This window comes from Lacinutrix sp. WUR7 (genome assembly GCF_016864015.1).
Taxonomy (GTDB): domain Bacteria; phylum Bacteroidota; class Bacteroidia; order Flavobacteriales; family Flavobacteriaceae; genus Oceanihabitans.
Genome location: NZ_CP045067.1, coordinates 3,782,400 through 3,801,180, shown reverse-complemented (window position 1 = coordinate 3,801,180; position 18,781 = coordinate 3,782,400). Strand labels below are relative to the sequence as shown.

Sequence of the window (18,781 nt, the reverse complement as noted above, 5' to 3'; positions counted from 1 at the left end):
AGAAGTATTATGAAAACATTATTAATTTTAGCATTCCTTTATAGTTATACCATATGCAGTACTGCACAAACTATAGATACGTTTAGTGTCGATAGTGGGGGAGCTTCGGAAACTGTTGGAAACATAAGTATACTTTATACTATTGGTGAAGTCCATATACAGGAGTTAAAGGTAGACCAAGTTCAGGTTTCTGAAGGTTTTATAAACGCCAATTTTAAAATAAAAATAGACCCGAAACTGTTTTTACAAGGTGCCCTTTTAAGTCCAGCAGTCACTGGTTTAATGAATGATAATTTACGTGCATCATTACTGCCAACTACTAGTCCGTATAAAGATGCAGCTACTTGTGATGCTTCGGTATTTACCATTACAGGAAACAATGCTATTGTAGATTGGGTTTGGGTAGAACTTAGAGCGGCAATTGATAATACCAAAGTCATTAATGGTAAATCGGCACTCCTACAGCGGGATGGGGATGTGGTAGGTGTAGATGGTGTAACCAATCTACTTATGAATGCAGCACCAAGCAACTATTATGTGGTGGTAAACCATAGAAATCATTTAGGAGCCATGAGTGCATCCACTATTGGTTTATCTGAAGATACCGCAACGGTAGTCAATTTTAAGAGCAGTAGTTTTCCCACTTTTGGAAATCATGCGCAAATTACACTTGCTTCTGGTGATATGGCACTTTGGGCAGGAAATGCAAATGGCGATAATGCCGTTCGTTATTTAGGGGGAGGTAATGATACTAACTTTATTAAAGATGAAGTGTTAAACCATCCTAATAATCCTTCTGGTGTTAATTTAATTCCGTTTTCGGGATATAATAATGCAGATATTAATTTAGATGGAACTGTACGCTATTTAGGTGCTAATAATGACACCAATATGATAAAGGATATTATTTTGAATCATCCGAATAATGGTTCCGGTTCCAATTTATTTCTATTACTAAGTCAAATTCCAAATTAAAAAATAAACCATTTTAAAATTTACAATTATGAAAAAACAATATTTAACTTTCGTTTTAGTCTTATTAACCATAATGCTTCAGGCGCAAGATGCTTATCAGTATAGTTTAAGTTTTCTTGGTGTAAATCCTGCAACAGACAACTATCAAATGGCTTTGCTAGCTACACCAAATTTTGATGCACCAAATGGGAATACGGCAGATCTTGGCGCTGCTTTTTATGTACCAGAAGGATTGGGGATATCCATTGGTAATTTTCAAGCAGCAGATTCTGGTATTCCGGCTGGTGAATGGATTGGTTATTCTAGTGGTACAGATGCTGGAAAAGAACTTTTTCAAATATTGAGAGTTCCAGGGGTTACTAATTATTTTATAAATGCCGAAAATGGCGTGCCTATTCAATTGGCTGTTTTTGATATTATAGCAACAACAAATCCAACAACAGGTACCATAACGTTAGCTAATAATGACGATCCTTTTGTTTTGGCTACTTTTTCTGAAAATTTCTTAAATGTGAGTTTTACAGGAACAACAACCAATTATTTCGGAGCGCATGATGCAACGGCAAATAGTATTAATTTTGAAACCTTGTCTGTAGATGAAATTTTGGTTACGGATAGTGTGAAGCTTTCGGTATACCCAAATCCTGCGTCCAATGTGATTCATATATCGGCTACATTTCCAGTAGAAAAAGTAGCGCTTTATGATGTGACGGGGAAACTCGTTTTACGTAGTAACGATACCAAACAAATACAAGTGAATACATTAAATGCTGGTATGTATTTGCTGAAAATATATGCGAATCAACAAACACTAACTAGAAAAGTGCTTATTGAATAAGAATTTAAAAATGCTATTAATCGAAGTAATTAGGGGAACTATTCTAGCGCAAGCTACAATAATTCCCCTTTTCTTTTACTTAAATATATATGGTAACGGGTTCTTTTAATACCCTACATACTCTACAATCTCCAAGCCATATCCAATCATACCAACACGTTTGGTTTGTTGCGTGTTAGAGATTAATTTTAGTTTATGGATATTTAAATCGTGTAGAATTTGTGCGCCAATACCGAAATCTTTAGAATCCATTTCAATACTAGGCGCTTTTACTACTTCACCTTCTGTTTGTGTTTCTTTTAAAATACTTAATCGTTTTAAAAGATTCATCGATTGCGATTGCTGGTTGATGAAAATAACGGCACCTTTTCCAGCATCGTTAATCACTTTAAACATGTCGTCTAGTTTTTCATCTGCATTATTGGTTAAAGTGCCAAGTATGTCATTATTAACAAGTGTAGAGTTTACACGTGTTAAAACCGTTTCGTTTGCAGACCAAGAACCTTTGGTTAGTGCAATATGAATTTGGTCGTTTGTGGTTTGATGATATGCTCTTAAACGAAAGTTTCCAAAGCGCGTTTCAATATTAAAGTCTTCTTTTTTCTCTATTAAGGAATCGTGCTCCATACGGTAAGCAACTAGATCTTCGATAGAAATAATTTTTAAGTCGAATTTCTTCGCAACTTTTACCAATTGTGGTAAACGTGCCATGGTTCCGTCTTCATTTAAAATTTCTACTAAAATCCCAGCAGGTTTTAAGCCAGCTAAACGTGCTAAATCTACAGAAGCTTCGGTATGTCCTGTTCTACGTAAAACACCTCCGTTTTTGGCACGTAAAGGAAAAATATGTCCTGGACGACCTAAATCTTGGGGTTTGGTGTCTTCTTTTACTAAAAATTCAATCGTCTTAGACCTATCGTGTACCGAAATTCCGGTGGTACAACCATGTCCTATTAAATCGACAGATACTGTAAATGGTGTATGGTGTAAAACAGTGTTGTTTTGTACCATCATATCCAGATTTAATTCTTCACAGCGATCTTCGGTTAATGGCGCGCAAATTAGTCCACGACCATGAGTAGCCATGAAATTAATCATTTCCGGAGTTACTTTTTCTGCTGCGGCAATAAAATCGCCTTCGTTTTCTCTATCTTCATCATCGACAACAATAATAACTTTACCGTTTTTAATATCGGTTATGGCTGCTTCAATAGTATCTAGAGTATACTCTTTCTTATTGCTTTCTTTTGTTGGTGTTATCATGTTGCAAAGGTATTCTTATTTTAATGTATTAGAAAAGTCTTCATTAATTTTATTTCGTCTTAAAAAATGCGTCAACGGATAAAAAACATAACCAAAAAGTAGTGTTGTTGGTTTTTTAGAAATTGTTTTTTCATCCATGAATCCATAAAGTGCATTTATGTTTAAAAACGATTTTATATAGTAAATAAGTAGCATTACAAACGAAACGATACTTAGTTGTACTGCTGCCGAAGCAAAATTAGGAAGTTCATTGTTTTTAAACACAAAGAATAATATAAATAATATTAATCCTGTGATATAGAAAATTAATGCCGTTTTAGAATGAAAGCTATACGCTGTAAAAATAGATTTTGCTTGCTCTATATTCTTTATATTAACTGCACTTTCTTCGGTATTTAAAACGACTTCGGTTTCTGTATCGGATTTAATTTTAAAGAGTTTTTTTATCGGTTCAATAATATGATCAAACTCAAATAAACCTCTGTCTGCCGTTGCTCTTCTTGTTAAAAATACTCCCAAAGGAAACATAATAATAGTAGAAAGCCAAGGGGCAAGTACCGGATTTATACTTCCATCATTAGCACTATTTTTTGCAAAAATCCCTATAAAGTGATAGGTTAAAAATAATAGAATAGCAATAACCATAGGTAAGCCAATTCCTCCTTTTCTAATTAATGCACCAAGTGGAGCACCAACAAAAAATAAGATAACACAAGCAAAACCTAAAGCGAATTTCTCATGTAAAGCAACGATATGTTTGTTGTAATTACGTTTTTTATTTTTTAAGAATTTCTCTTTAGAGACTATCATTTGCCTTGTGCTATTCGTAGAATTTAGTGCTAAATCTATTAATTGCATGTTTTTCTTAGTATCATACAAACTTAAAATATCCCCATTAAAGATGGAATATTTTTTGGGTTTTAAGCCTTTGTCTAAGGATGTAATTTGTGATCTGTTGTATAGATTTTCAGAAAATTCATCGTAAACTTTTTTATTCTCCAGAGCAAGCGAATCAATAGTATAGTTTAAGTCTTTTACATTAAGCATGCTGTATTTATCTGAAATATTTTTCTCATCTAAATCCTGGTTGTTCTCTTCCGTTAAGTCAATGTTGAACGTATATGTTTTAAAAGCGCTCTTTACTAAAGGATGTTTTTCTCTGTCCTTAAATTTTTTAGGAGGTGTATCATCATAAAAATAACCATCGTGTAGTATTAGTTTTAATACACTGGATTTATCATCACCAATAAGTTCACCTGTTTTAGATACTATAGTTGTGTTGTTTTTGTTACCTCTAGAAGTACTACTTTTTTTATGAATAACAACACCTTTAAGGTCTTTTCCGTTTAGACCACTTTTTTCTTCTACCTTAATATTAAAGTCTCCAACATCATTAAACTGTCCCTCCGCAATAGCCATTGCAGGTTTTAGTTTTTTAATATTGTTACGTAAATTATATGAATTGTATTCTCCCCAAGGGATTACACTATTGCTAAAAAAGAAGGTGGTAATACCAAGTATACCAATAAAGATTCCTAAACCAGTCATGGCGCGTTGTAGTGAAATCCCTGTAGATTTCATGGCTGCAAACTCATAGTTTTCGGCAAAATTACCAAATACCATAATAGAGGCAAGGAGGATGGTTAGTGGTAATACTAACGGAATTAACTTTGGTGAGTAGTACAGTAAGAACTTTAAAACTACAATTAAATCTAAGTCTTTACCCGCTAATTCTTTGATGAATAGCCAAATAGTTTGTAAAACAAAAATCAGCATGAGTATTAAAAACACGCTGATAAAGGTTTTGAGATAAGTGCTTAAAATGTATCTGTCTAATATTTTCACACTTTAAATGTATTGCTATTCTTTAATTAACCTAATCTAATTTTTCTATGTAGTAGTCTTTAAACTTACTTTTGTCAAAGGTAAATAAGGTTTTTGATATAGTCTCATTAGTTTTAAAAGAATTAACAGTTAAAGTGGTTTTTGTTCCATTTTTACCTGTTTCAATTAAATTGTAGATATTTTTTGTTTGTGCATCAATACCTAAAAGAACGGTTTTGATTTCCGAATTAGAATCTATAGGAGTTAATTGTACATACTGTATTTTTCTTCCTTGTACATTTTGAACAATGTCCATTTTGTAGGTGAACCCATCTTCGTAAAAGGACAACATTTTACTTGGCGTAATGCTTCCTTCTTCATCCATACTTTCGGTAGAAATGGTTACTTGTTCGTCTTCAGGACTGATGCTATATAGTATTTTTCCGTCGTAAACTCTAGTGACACCTAGTATGTTTAGTTTGTATTTTTCGCCTTGCATTACTACATCACCACGCGTTTCTTGTTTGATATTTTCGGCATTATTATGCAGCATATATTTAAAATCGATAGCTATATTATCGTAGCTTTTTACTTTCTGAGAAACTTCGTCTAATAAGGATTTTGCTTCGTTTTGAGCAAAACTAGTCATGCTTATTAAAATGGTAAATATGAAAATTAACTTCTTCATGGAATAATTTTTTTCATTTCCGCTTATGCGAAAATATTTAGTTTTTTATTTGTTATATACTTTCGTTTTCTAATAATTGATCAAGACTTACTAAATCTGGAACTAAAACTTGTCTAGCTTTACTTCCTTCAAAACCGCCAACAATTCCAGCAGCTTCCAATTGGTCTATTAATCGTCCTGCACGATTGTATCCTAATTTTAACTTACGTTGCAATAAGGATGCAGACCCTTGTTGTGCAATAACAATTAGTTCGGCAGCTTGGCGAAATAATTTATCTCTATCGCTTATATCTATATCAAGACTTGTGCCACTTTCTTCACCAACGTACTCTGGAAGTAAATGTGCATCCGGATATGCTTTTTGTGCACCAATAAAATCGACTATTCTTTCTACTTCTGGCGTATCTACAAAAGCACATTGTATACGTACTAACTCGTTTCCTTGGGTATATAACATATCTCCACGACCAATAAGTTGGTCTGCTCCAGAGCCATCTAAAATAGTTCGAGAATCTATTTTACTCGTTACTCTAAAAGCGATTCTTGCTGGGAAATTTGCTTTAATAATACCTGTAATTACATTTACCGAAGGTCTTTGTGTTGCAACAATTAAATGAATTCCAATAGCACGCGCTAATTGTGCTAAACGCGCAACAGGAGTTTCTACTTCTTTACCAGCAGTCATAATTAAATCGGCAAACTCATCTACCACCAAAACAATGTATGGTAAAAATGCATGTCCGTCATTCGGATTTAATTTACGTGCTTTAAACTTGGTGTTATATTCTACAATGTTACGACATAATGCATTCTTAAGCATTTCGTAACGGTTATCCATTTCGATACAAAGTGAATTAAGTGTATTAATTACTTTGGTATTATCTGTAATAATTGCTTCTGCTTCGTCTGGTAGTTTTGCTAAATAATGGCGCTCAATTTTATTAAATAAAGTAAGCTCTACTTTTTTAGGGTCTACTAAAACAAACTTCACTTCTGCAGGATGTTTTTTGTAGAGTAGGGAAGTAAGTACCGCATTTAAACCTACCGATTTACCTTGACCTGTTGCTCCAGCCATAAGCATGTGTGGCATCTTGGCTAAATCGACCACAAAGGTTTCGTTACTAATGGTTTTACCAAAAGCAATAGGTAATTGCATATCCGATTTTTGGAATTTCTGCGAAGCAATTACAGATCGCATAGAAACAATCGTCGAATTCTTATTTGGTACCTCAATACCAATCGTTCCTTTTCCAGGAATAGGAGCAATAATACGAATACCTAACGCCGAAAGCGATAAGGCAATATCATCTTCTAGGTTTTTAATTTTTGAAATACGAACTCCGGCTTCTGGTACAATTTCATATAATGTTACTGTTGGACCAATAGTAGCTTTAATACTTGCAATACCAATTTTATAATTGCTTAAGGTTTCAACAATTCGGTTTTTGTTTTCTTCAAGCTCTTCTTGGTTTATAGAAATACCTTCGTTATCGTATTTTTTTAATAAATCTAAAGGTGGGAATTGGTAATTACCAAGTTCTAAAGTCGGATCAAATTGTCCAAAGTCTTCTACCAGTTTGTTGGCAAGATTATCGGTTTCCGAAAGTTCTTCTTCCACTTTTTCCACTTTCATGGCTATTTCACCTTCTTCCACCTTTTCTGGAATTACTTCCTCAATTTCTTCTTCTTGTGCTATTTCTACTTGAAAGTCTTCCGTTTTAATTGCTACTTTGACTTCTTTTTTAATTTCAGGTTCTTTATTATCTAAAGGAACTTGATATGCTGTTTTTATTTCTTCCGCTTCCGCAGTTAAATCATTATCTATAGGAGTGAATTCTTCTTTAAAGTCTTCTATCTCTTCATTAATTTCTTTTTTAGCTTTTCTGAAAATCTTTTTAAACGTATCAACCGTCATTTCAAAACGAATCGCTAAATAGGTGATTAGACCAAAAACAAGTAATAGAATGGTTCCTATTTTGCCAATATAATCTTGTAGAAATGCATTGATTTCAAAACCAATAGTACCTCCTAATATGTCATTTTTATATGCGAAAAAACCAAATAGAATAGATAGCCAAATGACTATTAATGTTCCCCAAAACCAATGTTTGCCTAGTTTTTCTTTTTTTAGATTTAGTAAAACATAAACACCAGAAAGAAATATTAAACCAGAGAATATAAAGGATGCAATACCAAAACCACGTTGTATAAAAAAGTCGCTTAACCAAACACCAGATTTGCTTAACCAGTTTTGTGTTTCTACGTTTCTAGATGCAAATTCCGATAAAGTGCTTTGGTCTGCTTTTCCTGTAAAAAAGAAAGATAGAAAAGCTATAAAAAGCAATAAACCAAGTATTATTAATAAACTACCTAATACTAGTTTTTGCTGGTTGGATAACTTAAAACTTGGTGCTTTTAATGTTTTCGTTTTCTTGGTTGCAGTCTTTGTGGTCTTTGCAGTTTTCGTTTTCTTTTTTGCCATACTTATTTTCCACGAAAGTGAAAATCTTTAAATTCTAATTTTTCTGAATGTGTTTTGAAATATATTTTGTTCCGATGGAAACAAAAATACAAATTACAAATGGTAACGAAACTTTATTCTGAAAAATTGTAAACAATGTTTTCAAGAAAATTAATTCCTAAGGAATATATTAAAAAATCTTTGGGATATATATAATGCAACCTATAATAGATGCTGCAATTGCAAAAATAAAAACAGCGCCGGCAGCAAGGTCTTTAATAATTCCTATTTTTGTATGATGCTCTGGGTGAATAAAATCTGCAATTTCTTCAATGGCAGTGTTCATACCTTCTAAAGCCAGAATAAGTGCGATACATAATATTTGTATTATCCATTCTGTGCTAGAAAGTTGGTAATAAAACCCTAGAATGGTCATGATAATACCAATACAAAATTGGACTTTAATACTGTTTTCTGTGGTTATTAATAGAAAGGCACCTTTAAAAGCATATTTCACACTTTTAATTCTGTTTACAAGAAAAGATTCTTTTTTTGTCATGGAATAACTTTTAAAGCTACCTCTTTTTATGAATATTTTATTTTAAAGCTTCTAGTGCCGCTTTATAATTTGGTTCATCCACAATTTCTTGTACTTGTTCTGTGTATGTAATCACTCCGTTTTCGTCTATTACTACTACACAACGGGAATCTAAAGCATCTAAAGGACCATTAACAAAATTTAAACCGTAGTTTTTTCCGAAGCTTCCATCTTTATAATCGGAAAGGTTCACTACATTTTCTAAACCTTCTGCGCCACAAAAACGTGCTTGTGCAAATGGTAAATCGCGTGATATACAAAGTACTTTGGTGTTCTTTAAGGTACTTGCTTCTTTATTAAATGTTCTAACAGATTGTGCGCAAGTTCCTGTGTCCACACTAGGAAAAATATTTAATACCACTTTGCTTCCTGCAAAATCAGAAAGTGATTTAGTCGCTAAATCTGTTGTTGTTAATGTAAAATCAGGTGCTTTGGTTCCAACTTTTGGTAATTCTCCAGAAGTTTGTATTGGGTTTCCTTTTAAGGTTACTGTTGCCATATTTATGAAATTTAATTAATGTATAAATTTAAGAATAATTAGATGCTTAAACTATTTGTTTTCTTTTTTTTTGAATTTTTATGCCTTTTAAATCTTTCCGAGAAATCCATATAGGACTCTTTTCGTTTGACGGAGTACTCATTTATTATCAAAACCTTAATTTTTCTAGATTCGTTAAGATTTGTTTGCAAGGAAACTTCCATTTGAAGTCGCTTTTTTTTTGGTTTAATAGATTGGTTTCTTTAATTTTAAGGACAAGCTAAATTAAAAGTGATAAGTATTTATTATGGTAAAATAAAAACAATCAATTTTATTTATTCTTTTTCAGTTTAGTTATAGAGTAAATTTATCAGATATTAAACAAAATAAAGCGATACAATATGGATCATACTAATAATGGAGACGCAAGCAAATGTCCTTTTATGCAAGGCGCAATTACTACCACCGAAAAATCAGTAACAGATTGGTGGCCAAATACACTAAACCTTGATATTTTACACCAACATGATTCTAAAACAAATCCTCTAGGTAAAGATTTTAACTATCAGGAAGAATTAAAAAAGTTAGATGTAGATGCTTTAAAAAAGGATTTACATGCATTTATGACGGATAGTCAAGATTGGTGGCCAGCAGACTGGGGACATTATGGCGGATTAATGATTAGAATGGCTTGGCATGCTGCAGGTACATATAGATTGCCTGACGGACGTGGAGGAGCTGGAACCGGTAATCAACGATTTGCTCCATTAAATTCTTGGCCAGATAATGTAAGTTTAGATAAGGCAAGACGTTTACTTTGGCCTATCAAGAAGAAATATGGAAATAAAGTAAGTTGGTCAGATCTTATTATTTTGGCAGGAACCATTGCTTACGAAAGTATGGGATTAAAAACCTATGGTTTTGCATTTGGTCGTCAAGATATATGGCATCCAGAAACCGATGTGTATTGGGGAGCAGAAAAAGAATGGTTAGCACCAAGTGATGAACGTTATGGCAATGTGGATAGTCCAGAAACGATGGAAAATCCTTTAGCAGCCGTACAAATGGGATTGATTTATGTAAATCCGGAAGGTGTAAATGGGAAACCAGATCCTTTAAAAACAGCGCTGCAAGTTAGAGAAACATTTAAGCGTATGGCTATGAATGATGAAGAAACAGTTGCTTTAACTGCTGGAGGACATACCGTTGGAAAAACACATGGAAATGGAGATGCAAGTATTTTAGGTCCGGATCCAGAAAGTGCAGGTGTGGAAGAACAAGGTTTAGGTTGGTCTAATCCAACAAAATCAGGAAAAGGAAGATATACCGTTACAAGTGGTTTGGAAGGTGCTTGGACAACTCACCCAACAAAATGGGATAACGGCTTTTTTGAAATGCTATTTAACCATGAGTGGGAATTACGTAAAAGTCCAGCAGGAGCTTTCCAATGGGAGCCGGTAAGTATTAAAGAAGAAGATAAGCCTGTAGATGTGGAAGATTTGACAACGAAGCATAATCCAATGATGACAGATGCCGATATGGCAATGAAAATGGATCCCATCTACAAAGAGATTTCATTAAAATTCAAGAACGATTTTGATGCCTTTTCAGATGCTTTTGCACGTGCATGGTTTAAATTAACACATCGTGATATGGGACCAAAAGACCGTTGGTTTGGTCCAGATGTACCTCAAGAAGATTTAATTTGGCAAGATCCTATTCCAAAAGGAAATTATAATTATGATGTTGCTGCTGTAAAAAATAAAATTGCGAGTACTGGTTTAACAATTTCAGAATTAGTTTCTACTGCTTGGGATAGTGCTAGAACCTATAGAGGATCCGATTTTAGAGGTGGTACCAATGGAGCACGAATTCGTTTAGAACCTCAAAAAAACTGGAAAGGTAATGAGCCAGAACAATTACAAAAAATATTATCTGTTTTAGAACCTATTGCGACAGAATTTGGTATTAGCCTTGCAGATACTATTGTATTAGCTGGTAATGTTGGTGTAGAAAAAGCAATCAAAAATGCTGGTATGCAAGTGCCTGTTCCTTTTACTCCTGGTAGAGGGGATGCTACACAAGAAATGACCGATATAGAATCTTTTGAGCCTTTAGAGCCACTTGCAGATGGGTATAGAAACTGGCAGAAAAAAGAGTACGTGGTTAGTCCTGAAGAATTGTTATTAGATAAAACGCAATTACTGGGTTTAACAGCAATAGAAATGACGGTTTTAATTGGAGGAATGCGTGTTATGGGAACCAATTACGGTGGAACAAAACATGGCGTGTTTACAGAAAATGAAGGCGCATTAACAAATGATTTCTTTATAAATCTTACCGATATGAATTATGAATGGAAATCTCTAGATAATGGTATTTATGAAATTAAAAACCGTAAAACAGGAGAAGTTAAGTTTACTGCAACTCGTGTGGATTTAGTCTTTGGTTCTAACTCTATTTTACGTGCCTATGCTGAAGTATATGCGCAAGACGATAGTAAAGAGAAATTTGTAACCGATTTTGTTGCCGTTTGGACTAAAGTAATGAACGCCAATCGTTTTGATGTAAAATAAGAATAAAGAATAGTTTTTTTAAAAGGAGTGGGTTTAAAAACCCATTCCTTTTTTATTGAAAAAAAGTATACCATGAAAAATATAGATCAGGTTTTTGAAAGCATAAAAAATAAAGATAATAGCACTTTAAAGGCGTTGTTATCTGAAAACCCAAGATTAGCGGAAGCAAAAGACCAACGTGGTTTTACACCATTAATTCTTGCTACGTATTTTGATAACGAAGCTGCTACTAAAATATTAGTAGAAAGTAAAGTGCCAATTAATGATAAAGATGCCTCCGGAAACACGGCCTTAATAGGGGTGAGTTTTAAAGGTAATGTTGCTTTTGCGAAGTATTTAATTGAAAATGGAGCCGATTTAAATACAGTAAATAACCACGGAACCAACGCGTTAACTTTTGCAACACAGTACCATAAAGTGGATATTGTAAAATTGCTTTTAGAGCAGAAAGCAGATGTTACTATTAAAGATAACGAAGGGAAAACGGCTTTAGATTATGCCGAAGATAAAGGGTTTGCAGAAATTGCTGCCCTTTTAAAATAAAGGAAGTGGACTAAGAATAAAAACGGCGTTTAAAAAGGAGTTGTTCCTTTTTTAAACGCCGTTTTATTTGTTTTAGAGGTGTTATTATCAATTTTATTTTTCGCCATAGCCTATTATTGCCGAATGTGGAAAGGAATAGCCTTTGCCTTTTATAAATGCATCACAATTTTTAACGAAATCGTTTTTAATATCTTTTTGTTTCTCTTCAGGGAAGAGGTGTAAATTTCCCCAATCCCAACAGCCATTAATTAAAGGATCTAGAGAATCCATATTCCAACTGGTATCTAGTTTTTCTAATTGGAAATTTTTTAAACTAGCCGTTGTTGCAATATCATTATAGGTATCAAAATCGGTAACCCCAAATAATGGTCCGTGCGGAAGTGCAGACAATTCGTGATGCTTTGCAAAAGCTTGAAAAAAAGCACCTAAGGAACTTTGTTCTTCATTGGCGCCCCAAACTGCAAAAGCAAATTTTCCATTTGGTTTTAAAACTCTATGGATTTCTTTAAAAACGGTATTAGGTTCTGCAAAATGATGCACTACAAAATTGGCTATTACCACATCCATGGTATTGTCTTCTAGTGGAATATTCTCCGCATCCGATTGTTTAAAAGTGATACCTTGGTAGGCAGCATTAGCTTGGTCTATCATTTTTTGAGAAAAATCGATTCCTATAACTTTTGCCCCAGCTTCGCTAATTATACTTGTGGAGTTTCCAGCACCACAACCAATATCTAAGACCTTAAGATTGGCGTTTACATTTGTTTTGCGCATTAATAGCGGAAGTGTTTCATTGGTTAAAGTTGCCCAAGTTTCGTTATAACTTGGTGAGCATCTTGACCAAGTTTCTAATTCGTATTCGCGTACTGCTTTGTGGTTTGGTTGTTCCATAATGTTACATTTTTTATAAGATTCATGTTGCAAGTTTTAGGGAACTAGTATTTATACCATGATTTTTGATAAGGAAAGAAAACGAAGAAATAACGTAACTGTCTTATTTTTATTGAGATACGTAAATGTTTTTATATGGAGTTGGCAATAGTTATTTCTTGAATACGCCACTTTTTAGCTCCAATTTCCCCGTTTTTAAACGCGTTAGTAGATTCATTAGTTAGGGCTTTGTGGTTTCCCCATTAAGATATTTAATCCCATTTTTGGAGGTCCAGATGCTTTCAAGGTAAGAAGGTGTACCTCAAAGAAACAAGTTCATTAATTCTGGGAGTTTTCCGATAGTAAAATCAGATGTAATTCCTTATTCAGGCTGTTAGCGAAGTTTTATTCACTTCAACGTGAAGCGTATGCATCGATAAATTCAATATAAATATTTAAGAAATGCGGTGTATCTAATTTATCTTCCTCTTGCTGTTTATTCTTTCTACCTTTTATTAATTTAAGTTTCGCTTTCTTTTCTTTTTTGAATTGTTTATATTTCTCTTTGAATGATTTTCTAAAAGATTTACTTTCAAAAGATTTTCTTTTATCATTTAGATAGGTCAGAAAAGCAGGGCAATCACTTCCAGCTTCCTCAAAGGATTTCAAAAATTTATTATCCATCTTTCCTAAATTAAAGATATTGATTCTATTGTAATCTATTGGGATATAAGCGAAATCATGGTTTTTATTTTTAATATAAGCTATTACATACGTCATTTCACAACGACTGCCACTAGCACAATTATATGCTCTTAATCCGTACAAGTTTATTTCCCCTTCTCTAATTAAAGGAACCATTATTTCACGATTTAAATCCACCACTTCATTTTCAGAGTTGATAGTTTTTAATCTTAATTTTCATAGGTTGTGGTATCCGATTCTTTTAAAAGGATAGAATGAATGTCTTTTAAACTTAAATTCTCATTATTATCACTTATATCTTTACGAAACTTAAACGTTTTTCAATCTAATTTTAATTTGGATTCGATAGAGGTAAATTCATAACCAAAACTTCTAAATTCTAACGTTTTCGGTAAAGAAAAATCTTTCACATATCCATTTAGAATTTTACCATCGTTTAAAGTTATTTCACAAGGAATGAATTCTTTATTCGAAATAGTAAAAACTACGTCTTGCGCTTTCACGAAGGAAGTGAAAACAATAAATATTAGTAGTAGTATCGATTTATTCATTGGTTTTAAATTTTTGACAAGGTCTTTTTGTTAGACGAAAATTTCCAAGCGCCAAGAGCAAGTAACATATAAATTACAATTATGGCTACCATTTGTTGCCAGTTGTTGGTTAATTCGTAGTACAGAATAATAACCCCTCCAATAGTTAATCCTATTATGGATAGGATGGTTAAGAAAGTTGAGGAGTTCGTTTTTTTTCTGATTTTAAAATTTGCTATTGCCATTAATAGAGATACTAAAAGAAAAGTAACACTTCCAAATTCCAGAATTAATTCCAAGCCACCAATAGCGATTAAAAGAGACGAAATACATGCCATGGCGTATATTGCATTTTGCGGACTATTATTTTTTCGGATGGAAAGAAATGCAGGAAAATAACCGTCTTTTGCAATAACAGACATTTGACGTGACGAACCAAAAACAGTTCCGCTTATAGCGCTACTAGTTGCTAAAATGGCTCCTAAAATAACCAGATTGGTTCCTAAAGATCCTAAAATATTACCAGCTCCTGCTGCGAGTGCAAATTCTTTATTCTTAATAATTTCGTCTGTTGGTATGGCAAATAAAGCACCCATGGATATGACTACATATATTAAAACGGCTAAAGCAATGGCGCTATAAATGGCTCTTGGGATATTTTTTTCGGGATTTGTCATTTCATTAACCGCGTTAATTACTAATTGAAACCCTTCAAAAGCAACAAAGGTTAATGACGAAACGATTAATATGGAAAGAATACTGGAATGCTCTAAATCTAAAGCCATATTTTCAAGGAACGTATTAAAATCCGTGGTACCATGTGTCATTAATACTACCGAAATAATGGTTAAAACCACTAGTTTGGTATACACCATGAGATCTTCAATTTTCCCCATGCCATTTACACTCCAAATATTTATTAAGGTAAAAACACCAATAACGCCAATGGCAGTTCCTTTTCGAATCCAGATATTTTCTGCAAAATCGGTACTACTAATCGCGTAGGAGGAAAAGGTATAGGCATATAAAGCCAAGGTGCTGATATAACCGAAAATAATAAACCAGCCAATTGCGGCAGCAGAGAAATTTGAGGTAGGATATGTTTTTTTGAAAAAAGAATAGGTAGCACCTTCATCTCGATAATACAAACCTAATTTTACATAGGAATAGGCAGCCAAAGAAGCGATAACACCACCAATAATGATGGCAATTGGTGTAAGATTACCAATTAAGGAAACGGAAATTCCAAGAATGGTAAAAATACCACCACCAACCATACCACCAAGGGCAATAGCTATAAGTTCTGCAAGCCCTAAATTCTTATTTCTTTTTCTATGTTGGGTCATTTTTTCTAATTATGCCTTATGGATTTCTATCTGGAAAGTTGTCTGTTTAAGACATCAAATTTAACAAATAAAAACCGAACCAAGCTGTGACAGACAGATAGAATATGTGTGCGAATTTGCAAAAGTAGGGTAGTGTTAGCAATTAATTATCCATGGTGCGGAAGCCCTTTTTTATCTTCCGTGGTATTCCATATTAGGCAACGGTTCGTTATCCTTTAAATACGTGTTAAACCAATTTATAACTTGGGCGTTAACTTCTGTTTTGTGTTCCGAAATGCCGTGGTCACCACCTTCAAACATTATAAGTCTATAAGGCACTCTATTTTTTTCAAATTCTAAAGCAAGGTTTAGGCTTTGTTCTGGTTTTACTCTCCAATCTGAATTGCCGTGTAGCATAAGTATTGGAACATCTTTAGGGAATTTATCCGCCCATTTAATAGCAGATCTTTTTTCTAATTCGACCTCTTTATTGGTAGCGTAATTCGGAATTAACTGTGATAAAACACCCGTTTCCATATCCGGTCTATCTTGAATAGATCTATAATTATCAGAAACTGCTCCTCCAACTACAGCGGCTTTTATTTTATCTGTTTTTGTTAATGCAATATAGGTCATCATACCACCACGACTCCAACCGTACATGCCAATTTTATTGGTGTCGGCAACATCAATCTCTTTTAATACTTCGGTTAGAATGGTTATATCATTCACATCTTTACCACCAAATTCCTCTTGTCCTTCGCTTCCTCCATTTCCTCTATATTGACTAGCAATAACCACATAGCCTTCTTTTGCAATCTGACCAAGTGTCATTGCGCCGTGAGCAATTTTAAGTGAGCCAAACTCCCTGTTTCCACCTCGGTTGTATATTACACAAGGATATTTTCCTTTTTTCTTTGGCTTCACCAGTAACCCGTTTATTTTTAAACCATCACTTAAATAGGTTATTGTATATATATCAATGCTATCTAAATATTTAAAGTTTTCTTTCCATGCTATTTGCCCATTTACATTTTCTGTTAATCTTGGGTATATTGGTGTTTTAGATAAATCTGCAATTAAATTTTGGCGCAGAAGCAGTTTCGTTTCTTGCGCTTTACAGTTTATTGAGAGGAATAAAAAAGCGAAAAGGGTTATATATTTCATAAGGTGAAAAATAGTTTAAAACGGTTTTTAATTACATTGGTTATAGGCATCTATAGCATCTTTTATGTCCTTTTTTACATAAGTCTTTGTCTCTAATTTAGAAACGACCTCGGGACAATCTGAAAAATATGCCATGGCTCTATTTTTAAAGGAACTCGATATTCTGGCAGTAATTAACGGACTTGCTATTTTTTCATTTTCTCTAATGACATAAAACTCATTAAAATCACTAAAAGAATAATGCCAATAATTTAGGGGACTCGCATAAGCACCACCACCCATATACATTGGTGTAGAATGGCTAATGCTTACGCTTCTGGCATATAAAGTAGCTTTTCCTGCGCTGATTACTTTAAAAAGCCCCTTTTTGTTTTTGGAAGTTGGTATGTATTCAAAATATGCAATTTCGGTAGCCGATTTTCTAAAAATCACTTGAGCTATTTGGGTTTCGTCGTATTTCTTGGTTTTCGATTTTCTATCGGTTCGGTATTTTACTTTTTCTTTACCGTTAATAGCTAATATGTTTTTGGAAATCATGGGTAGTTTTATTTTCCCTTTTAAAGTGCTGCCGTTTTTTAATACTAATTCTCCTTCGGTCCAGTTGTATTGGCTATAAGAAAGCGAAATGGTTAAAAGACAAAAGAGTAGTGTAAGTTTTGTTTTCATGGTTTGGGGGCAATGGGTTGTGTTTATGTGTCTAATTTAGTAAATATAATCCGAACCGATTGTTGGCAGGCAGATAGAAAATCTGTGAGGATTTTGTAAGGAGGCTTGCGCTATTAATTCCTTTTATAGCTTGTTGTGCATAGGTTTTAATTTCTAATTGCTGTTTTCTTTATTATCTATCAACTTTATTTTTTTGCTATTCCAATTTAGAATAACACGATAATTTTTAAAAAAATTTACACCAAATCTCCTATCTAAATATTGCTCTGCATACACGTTTTCATTTTTTAGGGTAGCATTTCCGAATTCCAATTCCTTAATTACACTAGTGTAAGATTCCCTTGTTGTATTTTGTTTTCCATAAATACCAATAACACCTTTTGTATTCGTTTTTTTGAAATCTGAAATTTTACCATTTTCTGTCTGCTTTTTAAATTCCGAAAAAGGTATTACTGTCTCTCCATTATAGCCTAAATCGACAGCGAAATTCCAAACTTTTTCCCCATTTATTTTACATGCAATAGAAGGTAGTCCTGCATAACCAATAAATAACTTATTCTCTATTAGATCTTCCGGTAAGTTTAATGTGGATTCATTATCGGTAATGGTAATTTGTTTTTTGCTAAAATCAATATCCCAAATAGTGTGTTGCATTAAATTAGCACCTATAAAACCGTCAACATTTAAAGAAGACCACATTTTTACCGCGTTAAAATCATTTATTAAGGCTGTTGTTCCAACAAAATCGACAGTTCCAATTTTAATTGTTTCTATTCTCGTGTATTTATTTTGTTGTTTATTATTATACACATCAGAAGCATTTACAGAATCAATAACATTCATTTTTAAACTTTCCGCAAGTTCTTTTGATACAAGAGTGGGTGATCCTGTGTCTAAAATAAATTTATAAGTCTTGTTTTTTATTTCTATGGGTACAATTATCCATCCTTTATGCATTTCAAAAGGTATAGTAACTTTAAAGTTTTCTTGGGCTGTTTTTCCTTCTTTAAAATGTTTTAAGGCTTTGCTATTTGCACAACTAGATACTATTAATAATAGAACTAAGTAAGCTATTTTTTTTATTGGTTGCATAGAAATTTTATTTTCAAGTAAACATAAATTATAGATGCATGTTTTGGTGTTAAAATAACCCTAAAATCTTGTTAAACAAGATGCAAGAGGTGTTTGGTTTGTAACCATTCCTAAAATAGTGGCACTGGTATTTGTTTCTGCTTTTTTGTCTTTTTTGATGAAGCTAAATAATTCATAGAAAT

17 protein-coding genes are annotated in these 18,781 nt (G+C 33.3%); 4 read left to right on the top strand and 13 right to left on the bottom strand.

The window, feature by feature from the left end:
- Positions 1-9 precede the first annotated feature (9 nt).
- Positions 10-975 carry a hemagglutinin protein gene (locus FG167_RS16505; protein ID WP_203459309.1) on the top strand — a complete coding sequence of 322 codons (966 nt, stop codon included), beginning with the start codon at positions 10-12 and terminating at the stop codon, positions 973-975.
- Positions 976-1,003: 28 nt separating this feature from the next.
- The gene (locus tag FG167_RS16500) at positions 1,004-1,813 is read left to right on the top strand and encodes a T9SS type A sorting domain-containing protein (protein WP_203459308.1); all 810 of its coding nucleotides are present in this window, start codon (positions 1,004-1,006) and stop codon (positions 1,811-1,813) included.
- Positions 1,814-1,918: 105 nt separating this feature from the next.
- On the opposite strand, the gene ribB is transcribed toward FG167_RS16500, so the two are convergent.
- From ribB to tpx, 6 genes are all read right to left on the bottom strand, one after another.
- Positions 1,919-3,076 (bottom strand): 3,4-dihydroxy-2-butanone-4-phosphate synthase, encoded by a 1,158-nt coding sequence (ribB, locus tag FG167_RS16495; protein WP_203459307.1) that lies wholly within the window; start codon positions 3,074-3,076, stop codon positions 1,919-1,921.
- A gap of 15 nt (positions 3,077-3,091) precedes the next feature.
- Positions 3,092-4,921 carry an LptF/LptG family permease gene (locus FG167_RS16490; RefSeq protein WP_203459306.1) on the bottom strand — a complete coding sequence of 610 codons (1,830 nt, stop codon included), beginning with the start codon at positions 4,919-4,921 and terminating at the stop codon, positions 3,092-3,094.
- 31 nt (positions 4,922-4,952) lie between these two features.
- On the bottom strand, positions 4,953-5,588 hold the full coding sequence (locus FG167_RS16485) for an outer membrane lipoprotein carrier protein LolA (RefSeq protein WP_203459305.1): 636 nt from the start codon (positions 5,586-5,588) through the stop codon (positions 4,953-4,955).
- Positions 5,589-5,640: 52 nt separating this feature from the next.
- Positions 5,641-8,070, bottom strand: coding sequence for a DNA translocase FtsK (locus FG167_RS16480; RefSeq protein ID WP_203459304.1), 2,430 nt, complete (start codon positions 8,068-8,070; stop codon positions 5,641-5,643).
- Between the two features lie 169 nt (positions 8,071-8,239).
- Complete coding sequence (locus FG167_RS16475) at positions 8,240-8,608, bottom strand: diacylglycerol kinase (protein ID WP_203459303.1); 369 nt, start codon at positions 8,606-8,608, stop codon at positions 8,240-8,242.
- 37 nt (positions 8,609-8,645) lie between these two features.
- Positions 8,646-9,146 carry a thiol peroxidase gene (gene tpx / locus FG167_RS16470; RefSeq protein WP_203459302.1) on the bottom strand — a complete coding sequence of 167 codons (501 nt, stop codon included), beginning with the start codon at positions 9,144-9,146 and terminating at the stop codon, positions 8,646-8,648.
- 380 nt (positions 9,147-9,526) lie between these two features.
- Here tpx and katG point away from each other — a divergent pair, with 380 nt between their 5' ends.
- Together katG and FG167_RS16460 are read left to right on the top strand one after the other, a co-directional pair.
- A complete protein-coding gene (katG, locus tag FG167_RS16465) occupies positions 9,527-11,701 on the top strand; it encodes a catalase/peroxidase HPI (RefSeq protein WP_203459301.1) in 2,175 nt (724 codons plus the stop codon).
- Positions 11,702-11,773: 72 nt separating this feature from the next.
- Complete coding sequence (locus tag FG167_RS16460) at positions 11,774-12,244, top strand: ankyrin repeat domain-containing protein (protein ID WP_203459300.1); 471 nt, start codon at positions 11,774-11,776, stop codon at positions 12,242-12,244.
- A gap of 93 nt (positions 12,245-12,337) precedes the next feature.
- Here the strand turns inward: FG167_RS16460 and FG167_RS16455 are convergent, their stop codons facing one another.
- The 7 genes from FG167_RS16455 to FG167_RS16425 form a co-directional block, all read right to left on the bottom strand.
- Entirely contained in the window at positions 12,338-13,135 is a 798-nt protein-coding gene (locus FG167_RS16455; protein WP_203459299.1) for a class I SAM-dependent methyltransferase, read from the bottom strand.
- Positions 13,136-13,528: 393 nt separating this feature from the next.
- Positions 13,529-13,975, bottom strand: a complete 447-nt coding sequence (locus FG167_RS16450; RefSeq protein WP_203459298.1) for a hypothetical protein — start codon at positions 13,973-13,975, stop codon at positions 13,529-13,531.
- A gap of 164 nt (positions 13,976-14,139) precedes the next feature.
- Complete coding sequence (locus tag FG167_RS16445; protein ID WP_203459297.1) at positions 14,140-14,370, bottom strand: hypothetical protein; 231 nt, start codon at positions 14,368-14,370, stop codon at positions 14,140-14,142.
- 5 nt (positions 14,371-14,375) lie between these two features.
- Entirely contained in the window at positions 14,376-15,695 is a 1,320-nt protein-coding gene (locus FG167_RS16440; RefSeq protein WP_203459296.1) for an APC family permease, read from the bottom strand.
- A 171-nt stretch (positions 15,696-15,866) separates the two neighbouring features.
- A complete protein-coding gene (locus tag FG167_RS16435) occupies positions 15,867-16,841 on the bottom strand; it encodes a S9 family peptidase (RefSeq protein ID WP_203459295.1) in 975 nt (324 codons plus the stop codon).
- A gap of 27 nt (positions 16,842-16,868) precedes the next feature.
- On the bottom strand, positions 16,869-17,507 hold the full coding sequence (locus FG167_RS16430) for a hypothetical protein (RefSeq protein ID WP_203459294.1): 639 nt from the start codon (positions 17,505-17,507) through the stop codon (positions 16,869-16,871).
- Between the two features lie 153 nt (positions 17,508-17,660).
- Positions 17,661-18,599: a retropepsin-like aspartic protease gene (locus FG167_RS16425; protein ID WP_203459293.1), complete on the bottom strand. Its 939-nt coding sequence runs from the start codon at positions 18,597-18,599 to the stop codon at positions 17,661-17,663.
- Positions 18,600-18,781 lie beyond the last annotated feature (182 nt).